Genomic DNA, 20,880 nt, shown 5'->3' with positions numbered 1-20,880 from the left:
GCGGGGCCCAGCTGCGATGCCGGTCGGTGGCGCCTCTGAGCCATCGCGGGTCCGCCGGGCAGTCGTCGCCCGGCGGACCCGTTCGGACCCCACCCCGTCACACCGCATCCCACGGCATCCCCGCCGCCCAGCAGAGAGGAACCCCGCGCATGTCCGCACCCAACACCGACGCGCTTGTCAAGGAGTACCGCGAGAACGGCTTCGCGGTCGTCGAGCGTCTCTTCGATCCGAGTGAAGTCGCCGAACTCAACACCGCCATCACGGACATCCTGAACGTTCCCGACATCGGCTCCGTCGCCGAAGTGGAGCCGGGCGACAACGGCATGGCCCGCCGGATCTGGTCGCCCACCAAACAGCACTCCGCGTTCGAGCGGGCCGCCGCCCACCCCAAGCTGCTCGACCATGTCGAGGCACTCATCGGCCCCGACATCCTGTTCCACTACAGCAAGCTCCACCTCAAGGCCCCGCAGGTGGGCAGTGTCGTGGACTGGCACCAGGACTTCGCCTACTACCCCCACACCAACACCGACCTGGTGACGGCCCTCGTCTACCTCGACGACACCACCACCGAGAACTCCGCCCTCCAGGCCGTCCCCGGCTCCCACCTGCGCGGCCTCGCCGACCACTACGTCGACGGCTACTTCCGCGGCAAGGTGGCGGGTGCCGACGCCCCCGACCCAGCGCTCGCCGTGCCCATCGAGGCGCCCGCCGGCAGCGTGGTCTTCATCCACTGCCTGCTCCTGCACTACTCCTCCCCGAACCGCTCCGACCGGTACCGCCGCGCCTTCCTGCCGGCCTACCGGGCGGCCGACGCCTACCCGATCCACTTCGGCTCGCACGCCGGCCACAACGAGCCCGGAGTGAAGCTGCTGCGCGGTAACGTGTCGGACACGGCACGTGTGGAGGCCGGCACGTGGCGCCTCCCGCTCGCGGAGCGCCCCTTCGGCTCGCTCTTCCAGCTCCAAGAGGGTGCCAACCAGACCGAGACCGCGGCGACCACCGGATACGCCACGCTGGAGGATGCGAAGTGACAGCCCCATGAGCACGCCGAACGTGACGGTCGTCCGCGCCTGCCTGCGGGGCGGCGCGGGCGGCAGCCCCACGGCCGTCGTGCTGGAGGACGACGCGGACGGCCCGCCGCCAGGCGACGACGAGCGGCGCCGGATCCCCGTCGCACGGGGCACCTCGCACGCCGTGTACGTACGTCACACCGGCGACACGACCGAGCTGCGCTTCTTCACCGCGGAGGGGGAACTGCCCGCCTGCGGTCACGGCACGGTCGCCGCCCTCGCGCTCCTCGCCGCACGGCACGGTGGTGCCGGGCCCTACCGGGCCACCCTCCGTGCCGGGGGGCGGGTCTTCGCCGGGCGGGCCGAGCGTGCCGGCGAGCTGATCACCGCCTCCTTCGACCCCGGACCCGTAGATCTGCGCGAACCCACCGCGGAGGAACGCGCCCTCGTTCTCCCGGCCCTCGGTCTCGGGCCGGACGAGGCCGGGCCGGATGTCCGGATCGCCGGCGTGGGCCGCGAACGCGTTCTGGTGCCGGTCCCCACCCGGGCCGCGCTCGCCGCGCTACGCCCGGACTTCGACCGCCTCAGGGCGGCCTGCGATCGCTTCGGCCTGCTCGGCGCGTACGTCCACTCGGAACCTTCGCCCGAGGGCGCGCTCGCGGCCCGGATGTTCGCCCCGTCGATCGGCGTTCCAGAGGACCTCGCCAACGTCAACAGCACGGCCTGTCTCGTCGCACACCTGGCCGGCCGGGGCGTGCACCGGATCGCCGTCGACATGGGCGACTCCCTCGGCAGCCCCGCCACCATCACCGCCGCGGCGGGACCGGACCTGCGCGTCGCACTCGGCGGCGCCGCACGGGTCCTGACGGGGTAACCGGCCCAACGGCTCTCTTGAAAATGACCGAAGCCCCGGCGCGCGCGGAGCTGATGGTGCGGGCGCGGATACCGGCGCGCGGTCGGCCGAGATGCGCAGATCTTCGTCGCTCATGCGCCCATGCAACCCGGTCCCGCGGCAACGCGCGAACGGGGCCCGTGGCCTGTGGATAACGTTATCCACAGGGCTGGCGGAGCCGGCCGGGCTGAGGGACTGTCGGGCCATGACTCGAGACAACGACACGGCCGGCCTGTCCGGCGAGGAGCAGGTCACCCTCCGCAGCCCCGCCGAGCTCGCCGACGCCCTGCCCTATGTCCTGGGCTTCCACCCCGATGACAGCGTCGTGATGATCGCGCTGCACGGCCCGCGTGGCCGGTTCGGCGGCAGGCTCAGGCTCGGTATCCCCCGCGCCCGCGAGGAGTGGCCCGAGGTGTGCGATCAGCTCGCCGAGTGCCTGATCGGGGGCAGCGAGCGGCGTGGTGACCGGCCGGATGGGATCGTGCTGTTCCTGTGCCAGGAACCGGCCGGGGGCGAGTCCGGGCGGGATGTGATGGAGCGGCTGCGGCCCCTCGCGCAGCGTCTGCGCACCGCCTGCGGCGGCTTCGAGGTGCCGGTCTTCGAGGCGCTGTGCATCTCCGACGGCCGGTTCTGGTCGTACGTCTGCCCCGACCGGCGCTGCTGTCCGCCGGAAGGCGTGCCGCTCGCCATGCCGGGCACCTCGGTGATGGCCGCGGCGGCGACCTTCGCAGGGGTGCATGTGCGCGGTTCGCTGCGCGAGATGGAGTCCAGACTCGCGCCGCTCACCGGGGCCCGCGTCCAGGGGCAGGAGCGGGCGCTGGACATGGCCGGGAGCCGGCTCGTACCGAAGATCCTGGGAGGGATGGACTGTGCCGCCGTGCGGGAGGAGACCCTGGGACTCGCGCGCCGGATGATGGACCGCCTGCGTGGCGCGCCGCCGATCGCCGACCCCCGCGCGGCCGATACCCGCGACGACGGCCTGCTGGACGACGAGGAAGCCGCCTCGGTGATCATCGGGCTGCAGGACCGGGTGGCGCGGGACAGGGCCGCCCAGTGGATGGAAGAGCCGGACGCCGTGTCGGCGCTGCGGCTGTGGCGGGCGCTGGCCCGCCGCTGCGTCGGCTCGTACGGGGAGCACGCCGCCGCGCCGCTCACCCTCGCCGGCTGGGTCGCCTGGTCCTCCGGTGACGAGCCCTCGGCCCGGGTCGCGCTCGGCCGGGCACTGCGGGTCGATCCGCACTACCTCTTCGCCAAGCTGCTCCATCAGGCGTGCAACGAGGGGCTGGATCCGGAGCTGTTGCGGCAGTGTCTGCGCCGGGACAGTGCGGACCGCGCGGTGCACGCCGCGGTCCACGAGGAGCTGCGGCGTCTCGACGGCACGGCCACCGAGGCCGCTCCCGGGCCCGCGGGGGCGGAACCCCCGGCGGCGGACGGCGGAGGGCATCCCGAGCGGGCCGGGCGGCGATGGCCGGTCCGCGCCGCAGGGCCGGGCGGCCCCACCGGACCGGGCGCGTCGGGCGCCAGGCGCCGGCCGGAGGGCAGGGCGCGGACCCGGCGCAGGACGGGCGGGCGCGGGACCCGCAGCCGCCGCTGACCACGGGCCGCGCCCGACGGGCCGTCAGGAACGACGCGAGGGCGATCGCCTCATGCGGAAGGAGGTGCGAGCGCCGAACGGGAAAACGCCTGGGAGGGCGGCTTCGGGAACATCGCGGATCATGCTCAAGAGCCTGATTATCGTCAGGCAGACGACTATGATCGTCCCATGCCCTACGACCCATCGGCCTTCCCGGCTTTCGCCGTCACCGTGGATCTGGTCGTGCTCACCGTGCGGCGGCACGCGCTGTGTGCGTTGGCCGTCCGCCGAGGCGAGCCACCCTTCAAGGGGCGATGGGCACTGCCCGGCGGATTCGTGCGCGCCGACGAGGACCTGTCGGCCGCCGCGGCCAGGGAACTGGCCGAGGAGACCGGGCTGCTCGCCCATGACCCGACGCTCCCGGTCCCGCCGAACGCCGCGCATCTCGAACAGCTCGCCACCTACGGCGACCCGAAACGGGACCCCAGGATGCGGGTGGTCAGCGTCGCGCATCTGGCGCTGGCGCCCGACCTCCCGGCGCCCCGGCCCGGGGGCGACGCCCACAGCGTCCGCTGGGCTCCGGTCGAGTCGCTGCTCGACCAGGAGGGTGCCTTCGGCCGGGACGCCGACCTGGCCGCCCCGCTCGCGTTCGACCACGCACGCATCCTCGCGGACGGCGTCGAGCGCGCCCGCTCCAAGATCGAGTACTCCTCGCTGGCCACCGCGTTCTGCCCCCAGGAGTTCACGGTCGGCGAGCTGCGCCGGGTGTACGAGGCGGTGTGGGGCGTGGCCTTGGACCCGCGCAACTTCCACCGCAAGGTCACCGGGACCCCGGGATTCCTGGTGCCCACCGGCGGCACGACGACCCGTCAGGGCGGACGGCCCGCTCAGCTGTTCCGGGCCGGGGGCGCCACGCTGCTCAATCCGCCCATGCTGCGTCCCGAGGTGTGAAGGCCTGTGACACGACGACTCATCAGGGGGTGTATGTGCCGACGAAATAGGACATAGCGGGTTACCGTGCTCCGGTACGTCACCAGTCCCCACGTGCCACCGAGCGGTTCCATGCCCCGCGGGAGAAGCCATGATCCAGGCCACCGGACTGACCAGCGCCCGCCGCCGCAACCACGCGCCCGCCATCGACGATCTCACCTTCGAGGCCCCGCCGGGCCATGTCACCGCCCTGCTCGGTGGTCCCGGCGCCGGGAAGACCAGCGCGTTGCGGCTGCTGCTGCAGCTCGACCGGGGCCACGGCTCCGCGTTCTTCCGGGGCCGCCCCCTGCACCGCATCCGCCGGCCGGCCCGCGAGATCGGCGTCCTCCTCGACGACGTCCCGGGGCATCCGGGGCGCACCGTGCGCGGGCATCTGAGAATGCTCGGTGCCGCCGCCGGGGTGCCCGCCGCACGCGCCGATGTCGTCCTCGACGTCGTCGGCCTCACCGACCTGGCGGACGAGCGCCTCGGCGATCTGGCCTTCGGGATGGAGCGCCGCCTCGGCATCGCCACCGCGCTGCTCGGAGATCCGCACACCCTCGTGCTGGACGAACCGGCCCGGGGGCTGTCGGTCCGTGAGACCGGCTGGCTCAACGGACTACTGCGCGGATTCGCCGACCAGGGCGGCGCCGTGCTGATCACCACCGAGGACGCAGAAGGGGTGACCCGCGTCGCGGACCGTGTCCTCACCCTGGAAGAGGGCCGGCTGGTGGCCGATCAGGCGGTCGACGAGTTCGCCCGTACCCGGCTGCGCCCCCGCGTCGTCGTCCGCTCACCGCTTGCCGGACGGCTGGCCGCCGTCCTGGAGGAGGAGGCCGACGCCGCCCGGGAGGCGGCGGCGGCCGAGCGGCGGGCGGAGCGTGCGGCGGCGGCCGAAGCGGCGGCTCGGGCCCAGGCCGAAGAGGCCGCGGCCGAGGGCGAGGTCAAGGCCGGCATCACGGTCAAGGCCAGGCTCGGCGGCCTGGGCCGCTCCAAGGACAAGGCGAAGGCCGAGGCCGACGCCGCGGCGCCCGGGGGAGCGGGCGCTCCGGTGGCGGACACCGAGGCCGCCACCGTCCCGGTCCCTGTTCCGGCGCCCGGAGCGGCGCCCCACGCGAGTGCCGCCGCCCCCGGCAGCGGCGCGGCGGCCGACATGGAGCCCGAGACCGAGGAGGAGGCGGTCGCCGACCCGTTCTCGGTGGTGCGGGACGACGAGACCCGCATCTCCGTCTACGGCCTCCCCAGCGCCTCCGTCGGCGAGACCGCCTACCGCCACGGCGTCGTGGTGCACCGGCTGGTCGAGGAGACCGCCGACCTGGGTCCCGCCACCCCGGCGGGAATCCGCGCCCGCGAGCCCCAGGCCTCCCCCTCCCGGGTGCTCCACCGGCTCCGGCTCCCCGGCCCCGCCTGGCCCATGCGGTACGAACTGCGCCGCGCCACCGGAGTGCGCACCGGCTGGCTGATCGGTGCCGTGGCGCTCGCCCTCTCGCTCCTCGCCTCCGTGCTGCTGGCGCGCGAGGGCGGCGGCGGGGAGCTGCACCGGCTCACCGGCTGGCCCGCCGACCTCCCGCTGCCGCCCATCGCGATCGCCGCCGGGCTGCTGGGCGCCCTCGCCTTCGGCGACGAGTTCCGCTATCCGGCGCTGGCCCCCGCCCGGGACGCCGTACCGCACCAGCTCGGTCTGCTGGTCGCCAAGTTCGCCATCTGCGCGGTCGGTGCCACGCTGCTGTCGCTCGGGGCCATCGTCCTCGACAGCGCGGCGCTCCTGCTGCTCGTCGGCGGAAACGCGGTGCCGCTCCCGAGCGACTGGCCGGTGCTGATGGCGAGCGTTTTCGGCCTCACTATCGGCTGCTCTTGGGCCGGACTGCTGGCCGCGGGCGTCTTCCGGTCCACCGCGCTCGGGCTGGCCACGCTCCTCGCGGTGCCGCTGCTGGCGGTTCCCGTGGTCCGGCGCGCGATGGACGAGCCGTCGCTGCACTCGCTCGTCGGGCTGCCGCACCGGCTGCGCGCCGTGGCGCTGGACCGTCCGCCCTCCACGCTCAACCGGGGGGTCGCGGCCGTGCTGCGGCTCGCGGGACAGCCCGTGGGGCAGGCCCTGATGCTGTCGGTGGCGGTGCTGCTGTTCGCCTACGCCCTGACCGGGCTGCGCGGCAGAAGAGCCCGCCCATAGGCGGCCCCGCCGCGGACCGGGGGGGCAAGGGCCGGTCCGCGGCGGGTGTTCGCGGAGCCGCCCCGGGGGCTCGGAAGGGGTGGTGCGAGAGGCGGCTCACGAAGCGGCCGCAACTTCGGTAAAGGGTGTTGCTTTCTGTCCGAATCAGCGTCAATTGTGAGGTAATGGGCGATCACCCTTTCGTGTGCTTTTCACCAAAGACCTCAAGGGCCTCCGGAGCGTCGCCGACAAAGGATGCGTGAGTACCCTTGCGCACACCACCATGACCGCGGCTCGCCCCGCCGACTCCGGCCTCGCCGGCTCGGGCGAGCTTGACCGCTACTCCTACGCCGACGCCCCCGGCGCCGACCGCGGCAGCGCCCCCTCCTGGGACGGCGCGGACGCGGAGATCGGCCGGGTGGGCCGCCGCACGGCCGGCAACCGGGGCCGCGGGCTGCACGGCCAGCTCGTTCAGCAGCTCGGCCAGATGATCGTCTCCGGCGACCTGGGCGCGGACCGCCCGCTGGTCCCGGAGGAGATCGGTCAGCGCTTCGAGGTCTCCCGCACCGTCGTCCGGGAGTCGCTGCGCGTCCTCGAGGCCAAGGGCCTGGTCAGCGCCCGCCCCAACGTCGGCACCCGGGTCCGCCCCGTCTGCGACTGGAACCTGCTGGATCCGGACATCATCGAGTGGCGCGCCTTCGGGCCACAGCGTGACGACCAGCGCCGCGAGCTGTGCGAGCTGCGCTGGACGATCGAGCCGCTCGCGGCGCGCCTCGCCGCGGGGCACGGCCGCGAGGACGTGCAGCAGCGGCTGGCCGACATGGCCGAGATCATGGGGCACTCGCTGACCCAGGGCGACACCCTCACCTTCTCCCGCGCCGACGCCGAGTTCCACGCGCTGCTGCTCCAGGTCGGGGGCAACCGGATGCTGGAGCACCTGGCGGGCATCGTCGCCGCCGCCCTCCATGTCTCCGGGGCGCCGGCCGGCGGCTGTGACCGGCTCACCGAGGCGAGCGTCGGCCACCACCGCCGGATCGTCGAGGCGGTCGGGTCGGGGGACGCCGCGGCGGCCGAAGGGGCGATGCGCCAACTCCTGACCGCCCACCTGGACCTCGACCACGCCGAGGTCGGGGTGCCCGCGCCGCGCGAGCACTGACCCCGCGGCGCGCGCGGCGCCCGGGGTGTGCGGCGTACGGAGCGGCGTCGCCGGATCCCGCCCGCGGATTCGGCGGCGCGGCGCGGAACGTGACGTGAGACGCAGTGCGGGCGGACCGGGAGGGCTGCCCGGAGCCGTCGCGTGATCGACTCGGAGTTATCTGTCCCGTTGGGTGGGTATTAAGGCCGATATGTGGTGTGACTCGAGCCACGACGATTGGGCGTAACGCTCTTTGGGGCAGCGCGATGATTAAAGAGGTGGCAGCCGCGGAGGGAATACAGATGTCGCTCGCGACGCTGTACTCGTCCGCACTCCGCCCGCGCGCCGTCGGTTCATCCCTGCCGGCGGTCGTCGGCTCCGGTCCACAGCGGACGGGGCCGGAAGCCGTTTCCAACGTTCCGAGAGGTTGTTCGTGTCGGCCAGCACATCCCGTACGCTCCCGCCGGAGATCGCCGAATCCGAGTCTGTCATGGCGCTCATCGAGCGGGGAAAGGCTGAGGGGCAGATCGCCGGCGATGACGTGCGTCGGGCCTTCGAGGCTGACCAGATTCCGCCAACCCAGTGGAAGAACGTTCTGCGCAGCCTCAACCAGATCCTCGACGAGGAGGGTGTGACGCTGATGGTCAGTGCCGCAGAAGCGCCCAAGCGCACCCGCAAGAGCGTCGCAGCGAAGAGCCCGGCGAAGCGCACCGCCACCAAGGCCGTCGCGTCCAAGACGGTCACCGCCAAGAAGGCCCCCGCCGCTCCGGCCGCTCCCGCGGCCGCCGCGGGCGGCCCCGCCGAGGAGGCGTCGGCGGCGCCCGCGAAGAAGGCCGCCGCAAAGAAGGCCACGGCCAAGAAGGCGGCGGCGAAGAAGACCGCCACCGCGGCGAAGAAGACGGTCGCGAAGAAGACGACCGCCAAGAAGGACGTCACCGACGAGATCCTCGAGGCCGAGGACGCCATCGAGGAGGTGCCGGCGGGCAAGCCGGCTCCAGAGGGTGCCGAGCCCGAGCCGGAGAACGCGGGCTTCGTGCTCTCCGACGAGGACGAGGACGACGCCCCGGCGCAGCAGGTCGCCGCGGCCGGCGCCACCGCCGACCCGGTCAAGGACTACCTGAAGCAGATCGGTAAGGTCCCGCTGCTCAACGCCGAGCAGGAGGTCGAGCTCGCGAAGCGGATCGAGGCCGGTCTGTTCGCGGAGGACAAGCTCGCCAACTCCGACAAGCTCGCACCCAAGCTCAAGCGCGAGCTGGAGATCATCGCCGAGGACGGCCGCCGCGCCAAGAACCACCTCCTGGAGGCCAACCTCCGTCTGGTGGTCTCGCTGGCCAAGCGGTACACCGGCCGCGGCATGCTCTTCCTGGACCTGATCCAGGAGGGCAACCTCGGTCTGATCCGCGCGGTCGAGAAGTTCGACTACACCAAGGGCTACAAGTTCTCGACGTACGCCACCTGGTGGATCCGCCAGGCGATCACGCGCGCCATGGCCGACCAGGCCCGCACCATCCGTATCCCGGTGCACATGGTCGAGGTCATCAACAAGCTCGCGCGGGTGCAGCGCCAGATGCTCCAGGACCTGGGCCGTGAGCCCACCCCGGAGGAGCTGGCCAAGGAACTGGACATGACCCCCGAGAAGGTCATCGAGGTCCAGAAGTACGGCCGTGAGCCCATCTCCCTGCACACCCCGCTGGGCGAGGACGGCGACAGCGAGTTCGGTGACCTCATCGAGGACTCCGAAGCCGTCGTCCCGGCCGACGCCGTGAGTTTCACCCTGCTCCAGGAGCAGTTGCACTCGGTGCTCGACACGCTCAGCGAGCGCGAGGCGGGCGTGGTGTCCATGCGCTTCGGCCTCACCGACGGACAGCCGAAGACCCTTGACGAGATCGGCAAGGTCTATGGCGTGACGCGTGAGCGCATCCGCCAGATCGAGTCCAAGACCATGTCGAAGCTGCGCCACCCGTCCCGCTCCCAGGTCCTCCGGGACTACCTGGATTAAGACGGACTGGATTAAGACGGACCGGACGCGCGCAAGCGCGACAGCGCCGGACGAAGGCCGGGCCTCCTCGGGGCCCGGCCTTCGCGCTGCCCCGGCGACGCTGTGCCGGCGGCGGCCCACCCGATCGGCCGAGGGCGGCCCGCCCCGGTTGGCCCACCCCGGGATGCGGAACGCGCCGGGCGGGGTGACGCTGGGTGGGCGACTCGCTCCGTACGGTCAGGAGGCTGCATGCGTAGGTCGCCGGCCCCGCTCCTCGCCCGCCTCGCCGTGCTGCTCGCGGCCGCGCTCGCGCTGCTGCTCCTCGCGCCCGCCCCGGCGACGGCCGACCGTGCGGTGGTGGGCGGGCACCGGGTCCGCACGGCCGAGGCGCCCTGGGCGGTCGCTCTGGCCAGCCGTGAGCTGTTCGGCACGAAGCGCTCGGGGCAGTTCTGTGGTGGCGTGGCGGTGGCCCCCACCCGGGTCATCACGGCGGCCCACTGTCTGAGCCGGGCTGTCCTGGGCAAGAGGTGGCAGGAGGTGCGGGACCTGCGGGTGATCATCGGCCGCAACGATCTGCGGGGGACCCGTGGGGTGGAGATGGCGCCGGCGAAGGTGTGGGTCAATCCGGCCTACCAGACCGACGACCGGGCCGGCGATATCGCGGTGCTCACCCTGGGGCGGCCGCTGCCGCCCGCCTATGTCATCCAGATGGCACGCGCCGGGGATCCGGCCTATCGGCCCGGAAGCCGGGCGGTGGTGTACGGCTGGGGCGACACCGACGGTGACGGCAGCTACGCGCTGACGTTGCGGGCCACGGCGGTACGCGTCCTCGCCGACGCGACCTGCCGGAGCGCCTACCCCGGTGACGCGGAGGGCGATTATCAGCCGGCTTCGATGGTCTGCGCCGGGGTCACCGGCGGCGGCCGGGACGCCTGCCAGGGGGACAGCGGAGGGCCGCTGGTCGCCGGAGGGCGGCTGGTGGGCCTGGTGTCCTGGGGCAGTGGCTGCGCGGAGGCCGGGCGGCCGGGCGTCTACACGCGGATCTCGGCGGTGGTGTCCCTGGTGGCCGCGTATGGCTGAGGCGGCCGGTCGGACGCCTCGGGTCCGCCGGGCGTCCCGGGGGGGGGGGGGTCCGGAGTCCCGCGGGCGGGAAGGTGGCAGGGGGCCGCGACACGAGCGCGGGCGGCCCTCCCCTGGCTGGGGCGGGCCGCCCGACGTCCGGCCCTCGGCCGGCTTCGCTCGTCGTCGTGGCGCGAGGCGTCGGCGTCAGTCTTCCGACGCAGACGCCGGAGCGGCGGTCAGCCGCTCGGTCTCGTCCTGTATTTCCGCGGCGATCTTCTTGAGTTCCGGCTCGAACTTGCGCCCGTGGTGGGCGCAGAAGAGCAGTTCACCGCCGCTCATCAGGACGACGCGCAGGTATGCCTGGGCGCCGCAGCGGTCGCAGCGGTCAGCGGCCGTCAGCGGGCTCGCGGGGGTCAGAACAGTAGTCACGTCGCCTCTTCTCTAGCTCGACGAGCTGTCGTACCAGGGTCAACATCCAACCAGCCCGATATCGTTCCCGCTCGTGGCTTTTTCTCAAAAATTGCTTCTGAGTGGGCCGGATGATGACGGTTGGCGGCGAATGAGCCGTATTGCGTTGGTTTACGGATTCACGTCGCTTGTCGGGTTTTGTCCTCCCGGCCGGGTTGCCGGTTGTTCATGAGGACGTGCCCGGAGCCTAAATGGTTCATGCCTCCAAGGGAACGTGATGTGTGCTTCACGCCAAACGGGCTATCGAACGTACGAGCGAAATCGGGGGTGTCTGGACTAGGATGGACGTTTCACGGGTGGCGGCACGAAGGCTCTATCAGGCCTCGGTACGCTCTGTTGGGCGACCCGTGCCACCATCGTGCCCAGAGTTGGGCCAACAGAAATTCAGCGAGGAGCGAACCGCGTGACCGCCGACACGTCCGTGCCGTCCACTGCGCTGCTGACCGGAGCAGACCGGGGCGGCTCCAACTACACCGCGCGGCACCTTCTCGTCCTCGAGGGGCTCGAGGCAGTGCGCAAGCGGCCCGGTATGTACATCGGATCGACCGACAGCCGCGGTCTCATGCACTGCCTGTGGGAGATCATCGACAACTCTGTGGACGAGGCCCTGGGTGGCTATTGTGACCGCATCGAGGTGCATCTGCACGACGACGGTTCCGTGGAGGTCCGGGACAACGGCCGGGGGATCCCGGTCGACGTCGAGCCCAAGACCGGGCTGTCCGGCGTCGAGGTCGTGATGACCAAGCTGCACGCCGGCGGCAAGTTCGGCGGTGGCTCGTACGCGGCCTCCGGCGGTCTGCACGGCGTCGGCGCCTCCGTGGTGAACGCGCTGTCCAGCCGTCTCGACGTCGAGGTGGACCGGGACGGCAAGACCCATTCGATCAGCTTCCGGCGCGGTGTTCCCGGCATCTTCACCGAGTCCGGACCGGATGCCCCCTTCGACCCCTCCGGCGGTCTCCTCAAGGGGAAGCGGGTCCCCAAGACCCGCACCGGCACCCGCGTCCGCTACTGGTCGGACCGGCAGATCTTCCTCAAGGACGCCAAGCTCTCCCTGGAGACCCTGCACGCCCGCGCCCGCCAGACCGCCTTCCTGGTGCCCGGCCTGACGCTGGTCGTCCGGGACGAGCGGTCCCTGGAGGGCCGGGAGGGGCCCGTCGAGGAGACCTTCCGGTACGACGGCGGCATCAGCGAGTTCTGCGAGTACCTCGCCCAGGACAAGGCCGTCTGCGATGTGCTGCGCCTGTCCGGCCAGGGCACCTTCAAGGAGACCGTGCCGGTCCTCGACGAGCGCGGCCACATGACGCCGACCGAGGTCACCCGGGAGCTGGGCGTCGACATCGCGCTGCGCTGGGGCACCGGCTACGACGCCACCACCAAGTCCTTCGTGAACATCATCGCCACCCCCAAGGGCGGCACGCACGTCTCGGGCTTCGAGCGTTCGGTCACCAAGACCGTCAACGAGGTGCTGCGCTCCGCCAAGCTGCTGCGCGTCGCCGAGGACGACGTCGTCAAGGACGACGTCATGGAGGGCCTGACCGCCGTCGTGACCGTGCGGCTCGCGGAGCCGCAGTTCGAGGGCCAGACCAAGGAGGTGCTGGGTACCTCGGCCGCCTCCCGCATCGTGGCCAACGTGGTCGCCAAGGAGCTGAAGGCGTTCCTGACGTCCGCCAAGCGGGACGCCAAGCAGCAGGCCCGCGCCGTGCTGGAGAAGATCGTCGCCGCGGCCCGCACGCGGATCGCCGCCCGCCAGCACAAGGAGGCGCAGCGCCGCAAGACCGCGCTGGAGTCCTCCTCGCTGCCCGCGAAGCTGGCCGACTGCCGCAGCGACGACGTGGACCGCAGCGAACTGTTCATCGTCGAGGGCGACTCGGCGCTGGGTACGGCCAAGCTCGCCCGGAACTCCGAGTTCCAGGCGCTGCTGCCGATCCGCGGCAAGATCCTCAACGTGCAGAAGTCGTCCGTCTCGGACATGCTGAAGAACGCCGAATGCGGGTCGATCATCCAGGTCATAGGGGCCGGTTCGGGCCGTACGTTCGACATCGACCAGGCCCGCTACGGCAAGGTGATCTTCCTTGCCGACGCCGACGTCGACGGCGCCCACATCCGCTGTCTGCTGCTCACCCTCTTCCAGCGCTACATGCGGCCGATGGTGGAGCAGGGGCGGGTCTTCTCGGCCGTACCGCCGCTGCACCGGGTGGAGCTGGTCAACCCCAAGCGGGGCCAGGAGAAGTACATCTACACCTACTCCGACAACGAGCTGCGGGAGACGCTGCTGGACCTGGAGCGCCGCGGCGTCCGCTACAAGGACGGCATCCAGCGCTACAAGGGTCTCGGCGAGATGGACGCCGACCAGCTCGCGGAGACCACGATGGACCCGCGTCACCGCACGCTGCGGCGCATCAACATCAGCGACCTGGAGGCGGCCGAGCAGGCCTTCCACCTGCTGATGGGCAACGAGGTCGCGCCGCGCAAGGAGTTCATCACCAACTCGGCGGCGACCCTGGACCGGTCGCGCATCGACGTCTGAGGAGTCCGTCTCTCCACCCCCGGGTGGAGAGACGGTTTCCACCCGGGATCAGCCCTGGCTCCGATCCCCGTGGCCGGGCCCGTCCGTAGCGTCGGGAGCGTTGTCGTTCCCGCTCCACGGAGGCTCTTGTCATGTCGGGACTCGCCCATGCCGTGCTCATCGCCGCGGTCGTCGTCATCGTGCTCGTACGGCAGTTCCGGCCGCAGAGGGTGACCGAGGACGCGCGGCGCTGGTGGGTGGTGCCGGTGGTGCTCGGCGCGCTCGCGCTGCGCGAACCCGGGCTGATCGACCACGATCACCGGGTGGCCGCCGCGGCGCTGCTGGTGGTGGAGGTCCTCGTCGGGGTGGCGACCGGGGCCGGGTGGGGGTGGACCAGCCGGGTGTGGACGGACGCCTCCGGCGCGGTGTGGACCCGGGGCACGAAGGCCACGGCGATGGTGTGGGCGGGCGCCATGGTGTGCCGGTTGGCGCTGGCCGGGGTGGGCGCGCTGGCGGGCGTACCGCGGGGCAGCGGTCCGCTCATGCTGTCCCTCGCCGCGTCCCTGCTGCTGCGCGGCGCCGTCGTCATGATGCGGGCGCGGGGGCAGGAGGGGGCCCGGGGCCAGGAGCCGGTGCCCGGCCGGGCCGGTGCGCAGGGCACACTCGGTCGATGACCAGATGGACGCAGTGGCCCTCGCGGCAGGCGCTCACGCGTCAGGGCGTGCCGCGGATCCGGCTGCTGATCAACGGCGGCATATGGGTGGGCGGGACCGGCTGGCTGCTGGCGGGCGTCGTCCGGGACGACGCCTTCCCGGGGATGCGGCGGGTCGCGCTGATCGCAGCCCTCGCCGGATGCGCGGCCCTGCTGTACGCGCTGCGCCGCGTCACCGTGGACCACCGGCTCGCCCCCGCCCTGGCGCTGCTCGCCGTGCTGGTCGGCGCGGGCGCCGCGCTGCACGCCGCCGGGGCGCGGACCCCGGCCGCCACGGTGTGGGTCGTGAGCGCCGTCCTCGCCATGGAACGGCTGCCGCTGGTGATCGCGCTGGTATGCGCGGCCGTGGCCTCGGGGGCGTATGTGCTCGCCAGGGGCGACTCCCCGCTCACCGACGCGGTCACGGTCGGGGGCGTGCTGCTCGGTGGCTATGCGCTCCGGCTGGACGAGGAGGCCCGTGGCACCGCCTACCTGCTGCTCGAACAGGAGCGGGCGGCCCGGCGGGCGGAGGCCGAGTCGGCGGCGCTGGCCGAGCGGTCCCGGATCGCCCGGGAGATCCACGATGTGCTGGCGCACAGCCTGTCCGCGCAACTGGTCCACCTGGAGGCGGCGCGGCTGCTGATCGAGCGCGGCGAGGACTCCGCGAAGGTGCTGGACCGGGTGGTCGCCGCCCGGGGGATGGCCCGCGACGGGCTCGCCGAGACCCGTCAGGCGCTGTCCGCGCTGCGCGGCGAGATGGCCCCGGTCGAGGACTTCCTGCGGGAGTCGGCCGCGGCCGGGGGCGCCCGCTTCGCGCGGGCGGGCGAGCCGCGGACGCTGACCGCGGAGGCGGGGCTCACGCTCCGCCGGGTCGCGCAGGAGGCGCTGACGAACGTCCGCAAGCACGCGCCGGGGGCCCGGGTGGAGCTGCGGCTGAGCTACGAGGAGCGCGCGGTCGCGCTGGAGGTGCGCGACAGCGGCGCCCGCAAGGCACCGGCCGCCGCCGGTCTGACGGCGAGCGGCGCCGGGTACGGTCTGCTCGGAATGCGCGAGCGCGCCGAACTCCTCGGCGGCACGCTGGAGGCCGGACCGGACGGGGAGGGTTTCGTGGTGCGACTGCGGGTGCCGCTGTGACGGCGCGGGTCGTGGTGGCCGACGATCAGACGGTGGTGCGCGAGGGCATCGTGATGCTGCTGGGGCTGCTGCCCGGTATCGAGGTCGTCGGTTCGGCGGGCGACGGCGAGGAGGCGCTGCGGCTGGTCGCCGAGCTGGCCCCGGACGTCGTGCTGATGGATCTGCGGATGCCCCGCTGCGACGGGGTGGAGGCGACGCGCCGGGTGTGCGAGGAGCATCCGGGCACCCAGGTCGTGGTGCTCACCACCTACGCCGACGACGACTCGCTCTTCCCGGCGCTGCGGGCCGGTGCCCGCGGCTATCTGACCAAGGACGCCGGCGCCGACGAGATCGTCCGGGCCGTGGAGGGCGTGATGTCGGGGGACGCCGGGCTGTCGCCCCAGGTGCAGCGGCGGCTGCTGGAGCGGTTGGCGGAGCCACCGGAGCCGGCGGGGGCGGATCCGGCCGGGCCGCTGCCGGACGGGCTCACGCCGCGTGAGGCGGAGGTCCTGGCGCTGGTCGCCGAGGGGCTGTCCAACCCGGAGATCGCGCGCCGGCTGCGGATCGCGCCCGCCACGGTGAAGACGCACATCAACAACCTGTTCGCCAAGACCGCGGTCCGCGACCGGGCCCAGGCCGTGCGCTACGCCTACCACCACGGCATCGCCGCTCCGCCCGGCACCGATTCCGGGTTGTTCATCACCTGAGTCACCTGATGGGGTGAACGTCCGGAATTGGAGTATCCGGGATCTTCTCCCTCTGTCCATCCTTGGGCACGCCAACGCGGCAGTGAACAAGGAGCTTTCGGGTGGACATGCACGACGCGCGCGATGCCGGGGCGGCCCGGCTGGACGATCCCTGGTACGACGCACTCGCCTCCGGCTGGGACGGGCCGGACGAGACGGCCGGCCCGCCCCGGCGCGCGCGCCCGCCCGCCGCCGAGGAGGTGTACGCGGAGGTGCACGGCAGCGCCGCCTTCCAGGAGGTGCGCAGGCGCTATCGCCGCTTCGTCTTCCCCGCGGTCGCCGCCTTTCTGCTCTGGTACCTCGCGTACGTGGTCGCGGCGACCACCGTGCCCGGCATGATGGCCCGCCCGGTGGTGGGCGCGCTCAATGTCGCGATGCTCGCGGGCCTCGCCCAGTTCGCCACAACCTTCCTGCTGACCTGGGCGTACGCCCGCCATGCCCGGCTGCGCCGGGACCGGGTCGCGCTGGAGCTGCGCTGGGTGACGCAGGAGATGATGCGGGGGCACGGGCGGTGACCGGCAATCAGCAGAGCCTCGCGCTGCTGCTCTTCGGCGTCTTCGTGGCCGCCACGCTCGCGATCACCACGTGGGCGAGCCGCCGGCGGCAGGGCTCCCCGGAGGAGTTCTACGCGGGCGGGCGGCTGTTCTCCCCCATGGAGAACGGCTTCGCCATCGCGGGTGATTACATGTCGGCCGCCTCCTTCCTCGGCATCTCCGGCCTCATCGCGCTCTTCGGCTACGACGGGGTGCTCTACTGCGTCGGCTTCCTGGTGGCCTGGCTGGTGGTGCTGCTGCTGGTCGCCGAACTCGTCCGCAACTGCGGCCGGTTCACCCTCGCCGACGTACTGGCCGCGCGGATGAGCGAGCGCCCGGTGCGGATCGCCGCGGGCGTCTCCTCGGTCACCGTCTGCGTGCTCTACCTCGTCGCCCAGATGGTCGGCGCGGGCAGCCTGGTCGCCCTGCTGCTGGACGAGACGGGGTCCCGGGCCCGGGCCTGGACGGTCATCGGCGTCGGCACCCTGATGGTGGTCTTCGTCGCGCTGGGCGGGATGCGGGCCACGACCTGGATCCAGATCGTGAAGGCCGTCCTGCTGATGGGCGGCGCGGTGGCGCTCACCGTGCTCGTCCTGGTCCGCTTCCACGGCGACATCGACAGCCTGCTGAGCACCGCGGCCCGGCACAGTGGGCGGGGCAGCGACTTCCTCGCCCCGGGCCTCGCGTACGGCGACGGCTGGACCGCCCGGCTGGACTTCGTGAGCCTGGGCGTCGCCCTCGTCCTGGGCACCGCCGGGCTGCCGCACATCCTCTCGCGCTTCTACACGGTGCCGACCGCCCCGGCCGCCCGCCGGTCCGTCATCTGGTCGATCGGGCTGATCGGCGGCTTCTACCTGATGACGATCGTGCTGGGCTTCGGCGCCGCGGCCGTGCTCGGCACCGACGCCGTACGCGGCTCCAACGCGGCGGGCAACACGGCCGTGCCGCTGCTCGCGCTCGACCTCGGCGGGGGCGCCGGGTCGACGGGCGGGACGGTGCTGTTCGCGATCGTCGCCGCCGTCGCGTTCGCCACCATCCTCGCCGTCGTCGCCGGGATCACCCTCGCCTCCTCGGCCTCCGTCGCCCACGACCTGTACGCCTCGCTGAGCCGCCGCAAGGACCCCACACCGCGCAGCGAGGTCGCGGTCGCGCGGGTCGCGGCAGTCGGGATCGGGGCGGCGGCGATCGGCCTGGGGCTGCTCGCCGACGACCTCAACGTGGCCTTCCTGGTGGGGCTCGCCTTCGCGGCCGCCGCGTCCGCGAACCTCCCGGTGCTGCTGTACTCGCTGTTCTGGCGGCGGTTCACCACGCGCGGAGCGGTGTGGTCGGTCTACGGCGGGCTGGTCCCGGCGGTGGTGCTGGTGGTGCTGTCCCCGGTGGTCTCCGGCGGGCCCGACGCGATCTTCTCCGGGGTGGACTTCCACCTCTTCCCGCTGCAGAACCCCGGGCTGGTCTCGGTGCCCCTCGGCTTCCTCGCCGGCTGGCTCGGCACGGTCCTCTCCGGTGAGGCCGCGGACTCACCGGGGCACGCGGCCCGGCACGCGGAGACGGAGGTGCGGGCCCTCACCGGGGCGGGAGCGGCCTGAAACGCGGTCGTCAGGCGGTCGTCAGACCCAGTCGTAGCGGTGTTCCGGGCGGCCGGTCTCGCCGTACTTGAGGCTGAGCCGTACCCGGCCCGTGCGTTCCAGGAGCTTCAGATAGCGCTGGGCGGTCTGCCTGCTGAGCGACGCGCGATCGGCGACCTCCTGGGCCGACAGCGGGCCGTCGGAGCCGCGCAGCACCTCCCGTACGAGGTCGGCGGTGAGCGCCGAGTAACCCTTGGGCAGCTCGGCGGGTCCGGCCGAGGCGCCGCCCACGGCGCCGAAGATCCGGTCCACCTGGTCCTGCCCGGCCTCGCCGCCGCCGGCCAGGGCGCGGCGCAGCGCCGCGTAGCCCTCCAGCTTGGCGCGCAGCCCGGCGAAGGTGAACGGCTTGACCAGGTACTGCAGCGCGCCGTGGCGCATCGCGGCCTGGACGGTGCCGATGTCGCGGGCGGCGGTCACCATGATGATGTCGGTGTGGTGGCCGAGCTGCCGCAGCCGCCCCACCAGCGCGAGCCCGGTCTCGTCCGGCAGATAGTGGTCGAGCAGGACGAGATCGGCGTGGCCGCGCTCCAGGAAGGCCAGCGCGTCGGCGGCCGTGTGCGCCTGCCCGGCGACGCGGAAGCCCGGCACCTTCCCGACGTACGCCGCGTTGACGCGGGCGACCCGCGCGTCGTCGTCCACGACCAGTACCTCGATGAGGCCGCCCGGGCCGGTGGCCGATGTCATCGCGGCTCTCCTGTCGCGGTCAGTGGTGCCTCGGCCGGTTCCTCGGCCAGCGCCTCGGGGAGGACGACGGTGAACTCGGCGCCGCCGCCGTCGCGGTCGGCCACCCGCGCGCTGCCGCCCTGGCGCTCGGCGAGGCGGCGCACCAGCGCCAGCCCGATGCCGCGCTGTCCGTGCGCGGGCGGCTTCTTGGTGGACCAGCCCTCGGTGAAGACCAGATCGCGCCGGTCGGCGGGGATGCCGGGCCCGGTGTCCGAGACCCGCAGCAGCACCGTACGGTCGTCCGCGCACAGCTCCACCTCGACCCGCGGCCCGGCCGAACCGACCGCCGCGTCCAGCGCGTTGTCGATCAGGTTGCCGACGATCGTCACCAGCCCCGGCGGATCCACCAGCCGGTCCGGCAGCAGGGTGCCCTCGGCGATGCGCAGGGACACCCCGCGCTCCGTGGCGACCGTGGCCTTGCCGACCAGCAGGGCGGCCAGCAGCGGATCGTGCACGCGCTCGGTGACCTGCTCGGCGGTGGCGCGGTGCACGCCGACCGCCTCGGTGATGAACTCCACCGCCTCCTCGTGGAGTCCGAGTTCGAGCAGGCCGAGGAGGGTGTGCATCCGGTTGGCGTGCTCATGGTCCTGGGCGCGCAGCGCGTCGATCAGTCCGCGGGTGCCGTCGAGTTCGCGGCCGAGCCGTTCCAGCTCGGTGCGGTCGCGCAGGGTGGCCACCGCGCCGCCGTCGTCCGTGGGCATCCGGTTGGCGACCAGCACCCGGCCGCCGCTGACGGTCAGCAGATCGGCGCCGGTGACCCGCCCGGCGAGCACATCGGTCGTACGGCCGGGCGGCAGAACCGCCTCCAGGGGCTGTCCGGTGTCCTCGGCGCGCAGGTCCAGCAGCCGCTGCGCCTCGTCGTTCATCAGCCGGATGCGGCCGTGCCCGTCGAGCGCGACCACACCCTCGCGGATGCCGTGCAGCATGGCCTCGCGCTCGGCGAGCAGCGCGGAGATGTCGGAGAAGGCGAGGTCGTGGGTGCGCCGCTGGAGTCTGCGGGAGACCGCATAGGCCGCAAGGGCGCCGATGGCGAGCGCGCCGCCCGCGTACGCGAGCATCCCGGGCAGCGCCCCGAGCAGCCGGCCGCGCACGGTCTCGTACGCGATGCCGACCGACACCGCGCCCACGATGCGGCCGTTCCCATCGCGCAGCGGCACCTTGCCGCGGGCCGAGCGGCCGAGCGTGCCGTCGTCGATCTGCATGACCTCGTGGCCCGCGAGGACTTCTTCGGGGCTGGTGGAGACGTGCTTGCCGATCTCGTCCGGGGAGGTGTGCGACCAGCGGACCCCGCGCCGGTCCATGATCACGACGTATTCGGCGCCGGTCGACCGGCGGATGCGCTCCGCCGCGGCCTGGACCGGGCCGCCCCGGGAGGGCCGGGTGTGCTGCAGCGCCGTGACCAGCCGGGGTTCGGAGGCCGTGGTCTGTGCGATGGCCAGCGCCCGGCGCATGGCCTGGTCGTCGAGCTGGGAGCCGAGCGGGCGCAGGAACAGGCCGGTCGCGAGCACGGTGACGCCAGTGGCGATGGCCAGCTGCATCAGCAGCACCTGGGAGAAGACGCGTCGGGGCCAGCCGATGCGCCACCTGGTGGCCGGGGAGGGCGGCCCCGGCGGTATCGCGGCGCTCATGGCAACGAAGGGTAACGAAGGCCAGGGCGCGCGGATGCCGCCAGGACCCCTGGTGGCAGGGGCTCCTGGCGGGTGGTCG

The 20,880-nt window shown here is 72.9% G+C and carries 17 protein-coding genes; 14 read left to right on the top strand and 3 right to left on the bottom strand.

Features of this window, described 5'->3' with window-relative positions; genetic code table 11:
- The first annotated feature begins 149 nt into the window (after positions 1–149).
- From ASC60_RS12200 to ASC60_RS12165, 8 genes are all read left to right on the top strand, one after another.
- Complete coding sequence (locus ASC60_RS12200) at positions 150–1,031, top strand: phytanoyl-CoA dioxygenase family protein (RefSeq protein ID WP_055549836.1); 882 nt, start codon at positions 150–152, stop codon at positions 1,029–1,031.
- 7 nt (positions 1,032–1,038) lie between these two features.
- On the top strand, positions 1,039–1,884 hold the full coding sequence (locus ASC60_RS12195; protein WP_055549834.1) for a PhzF family phenazine biosynthesis protein: 846 nt from the start codon (positions 1,039–1,041) through the stop codon (positions 1,882–1,884).
- 223 nt (positions 1,885–2,107) lie between these two features.
- The gene (locus ASC60_RS12190; protein WP_055549832.1) at positions 2,108–3,496 is read left to right on the top strand and encodes a DUF4192 domain-containing protein; all 1,389 of its coding nucleotides are present in this window, start codon (positions 2,108–2,110) and stop codon (positions 3,494–3,496) included.
- A 168-nt stretch (positions 3,497–3,664) separates the two neighbouring features.
- On the top strand, positions 3,665–4,426 hold the full coding sequence (locus tag ASC60_RS12185; protein ID WP_055549830.1) for an NUDIX domain-containing protein: 762 nt from the start codon (positions 3,665–3,667) through the stop codon (positions 4,424–4,426).
- A gap of 130 nt (positions 4,427–4,556) precedes the next feature.
- Complete coding sequence (locus ASC60_RS12180) at positions 4,557–6,614, top strand: ABC transporter ATP-binding protein (protein WP_055549828.1); 2,058 nt, start codon at positions 4,557–4,559, stop codon at positions 6,612–6,614.
- A 184-nt stretch (positions 6,615–6,798) separates the two neighbouring features.
- Positions 6,799–7,749: a FadR/GntR family transcriptional regulator gene (locus tag ASC60_RS12175; RefSeq protein WP_079038336.1), complete on the top strand. Its 951-nt coding sequence runs from the start codon at positions 6,799–6,801 to the stop codon at positions 7,747–7,749.
- 412 nt (positions 7,750–8,161) lie between these two features.
- Positions 8,162–9,727 carry an RNA polymerase sigma factor gene (locus ASC60_RS12170; protein WP_267892790.1) on the top strand — a complete coding sequence of 522 codons (1,566 nt, stop codon included), beginning with the start codon at positions 8,162–8,164 and terminating at the stop codon, positions 9,725–9,727.
- A gap of 228 nt (positions 9,728–9,955) precedes the next feature.
- On the top strand, positions 9,956–10,786 hold the full coding sequence (locus tag ASC60_RS12165; protein WP_055549822.1) for a trypsin-like serine protease: 831 nt from the start codon (positions 9,956–9,958) through the stop codon (positions 10,784–10,786).
- A 186-nt stretch (positions 10,787–10,972) separates the two neighbouring features.
- On the opposite strand, the gene ASC60_RS12160 is transcribed toward ASC60_RS12165, so the two are convergent.
- Positions 10,973–11,197: a hypothetical protein gene (locus tag ASC60_RS12160; RefSeq protein WP_055549819.1), complete on the bottom strand. Its 225-nt coding sequence runs from the start codon at positions 11,195–11,197 to the stop codon at positions 10,973–10,975.
- Positions 11,198–11,639: 442 nt separating this feature from the next.
- Between ASC60_RS12160 and ASC60_RS12155 the strand changes: the two genes are divergently transcribed.
- The 6 genes from ASC60_RS12155 (at position 11,640) to ASC60_RS12130 (ending at position 18,411) form a co-directional block, all read left to right on the top strand.
- Positions 11,640–13,763, top strand: a complete 2,124-nt coding sequence (locus ASC60_RS12155; RefSeq protein ID WP_055549817.1) for a type IIA DNA topoisomerase subunit B — start codon at positions 11,640–11,642, stop codon at positions 13,761–13,763.
- 131 nt (positions 13,764–13,894) lie between these two features.
- Entirely contained in the window at positions 13,895–14,416 is a 522-nt protein-coding gene (locus ASC60_RS12150; RefSeq protein WP_055549815.1) for a DUF1453 family protein, read from the top strand.
- Positions 14,413–15,567, top strand: coding sequence for a sensor histidine kinase (locus ASC60_RS12145; RefSeq protein ID WP_055549813.1), 1,155 nt, complete (start codon positions 14,413–14,415; stop codon positions 15,565–15,567). The genes ASC60_RS12150 and ASC60_RS12145 overlap by 4 nt, the downstream gene beginning before the upstream one ends.
- Positions 15,564–16,253 (top strand): response regulator transcription factor, encoded by a 690-nt coding sequence (locus tag ASC60_RS12140; RefSeq protein ID WP_055549811.1) that lies wholly within the window; start codon positions 15,564–15,566, stop codon positions 16,251–16,253. Before ASC60_RS12145 ends, ASC60_RS12140 begins: the two co-directional genes overlap by 4 nt.
- Before the next feature lie 101 nt (positions 16,254–16,354).
- Positions 16,355–16,807 (top strand): DUF485 domain-containing protein, encoded by a 453-nt coding sequence (locus ASC60_RS12135; RefSeq protein ID WP_055549810.1) that lies wholly within the window; start codon positions 16,355–16,357, stop codon positions 16,805–16,807.
- Positions 16,804–18,411 carry a cation acetate symporter gene (locus tag ASC60_RS12130; protein ID WP_055549808.1) on the top strand — a complete coding sequence of 536 codons (1,608 nt, stop codon included), beginning with the start codon at positions 16,804–16,806 and terminating at the stop codon, positions 18,409–18,411. The genes ASC60_RS12135 and ASC60_RS12130 overlap by 4 nt, the downstream gene beginning before the upstream one ends.
- A gap of 21 nt (positions 18,412–18,432) precedes the next feature.
- Here ASC60_RS12130 and ASC60_RS12125 read toward each other — a convergent pair whose 3' ends face one another.
- Together ASC60_RS12125 and ASC60_RS12120 are read right to left on the bottom strand one after the other, a co-directional pair.
- Positions 18,433–19,134 carry a response regulator gene (locus ASC60_RS12125; RefSeq protein WP_055549806.1) on the bottom strand — a complete coding sequence of 234 codons (702 nt, stop codon included), beginning with the start codon at positions 19,132–19,134 and terminating at the stop codon, positions 18,433–18,435.
- A complete protein-coding gene (locus tag ASC60_RS12120) occupies positions 19,131–20,801 on the bottom strand; it encodes a sensor histidine kinase (RefSeq protein ID WP_055549804.1) in 1,671 nt (556 codons plus the stop codon). The genes ASC60_RS12125 and ASC60_RS12120 overlap by 4 nt, the downstream gene beginning before the upstream one ends.
- Between the last annotated feature and the right edge of the window lie 79 nt (positions 20,802–20,880).

Origin of the sequence: Streptomyces sp. NBRC 110028 (assembly GCF_001417735.1) — a bacterium.
Classification (GTDB): domain Bacteria; phylum Actinomycetota; class Actinomycetes; order Streptomycetales; family Streptomycetaceae; genus Streptomyces.
This window is presented reverse-complemented; position numbering and strand designations above follow the sequence as displayed.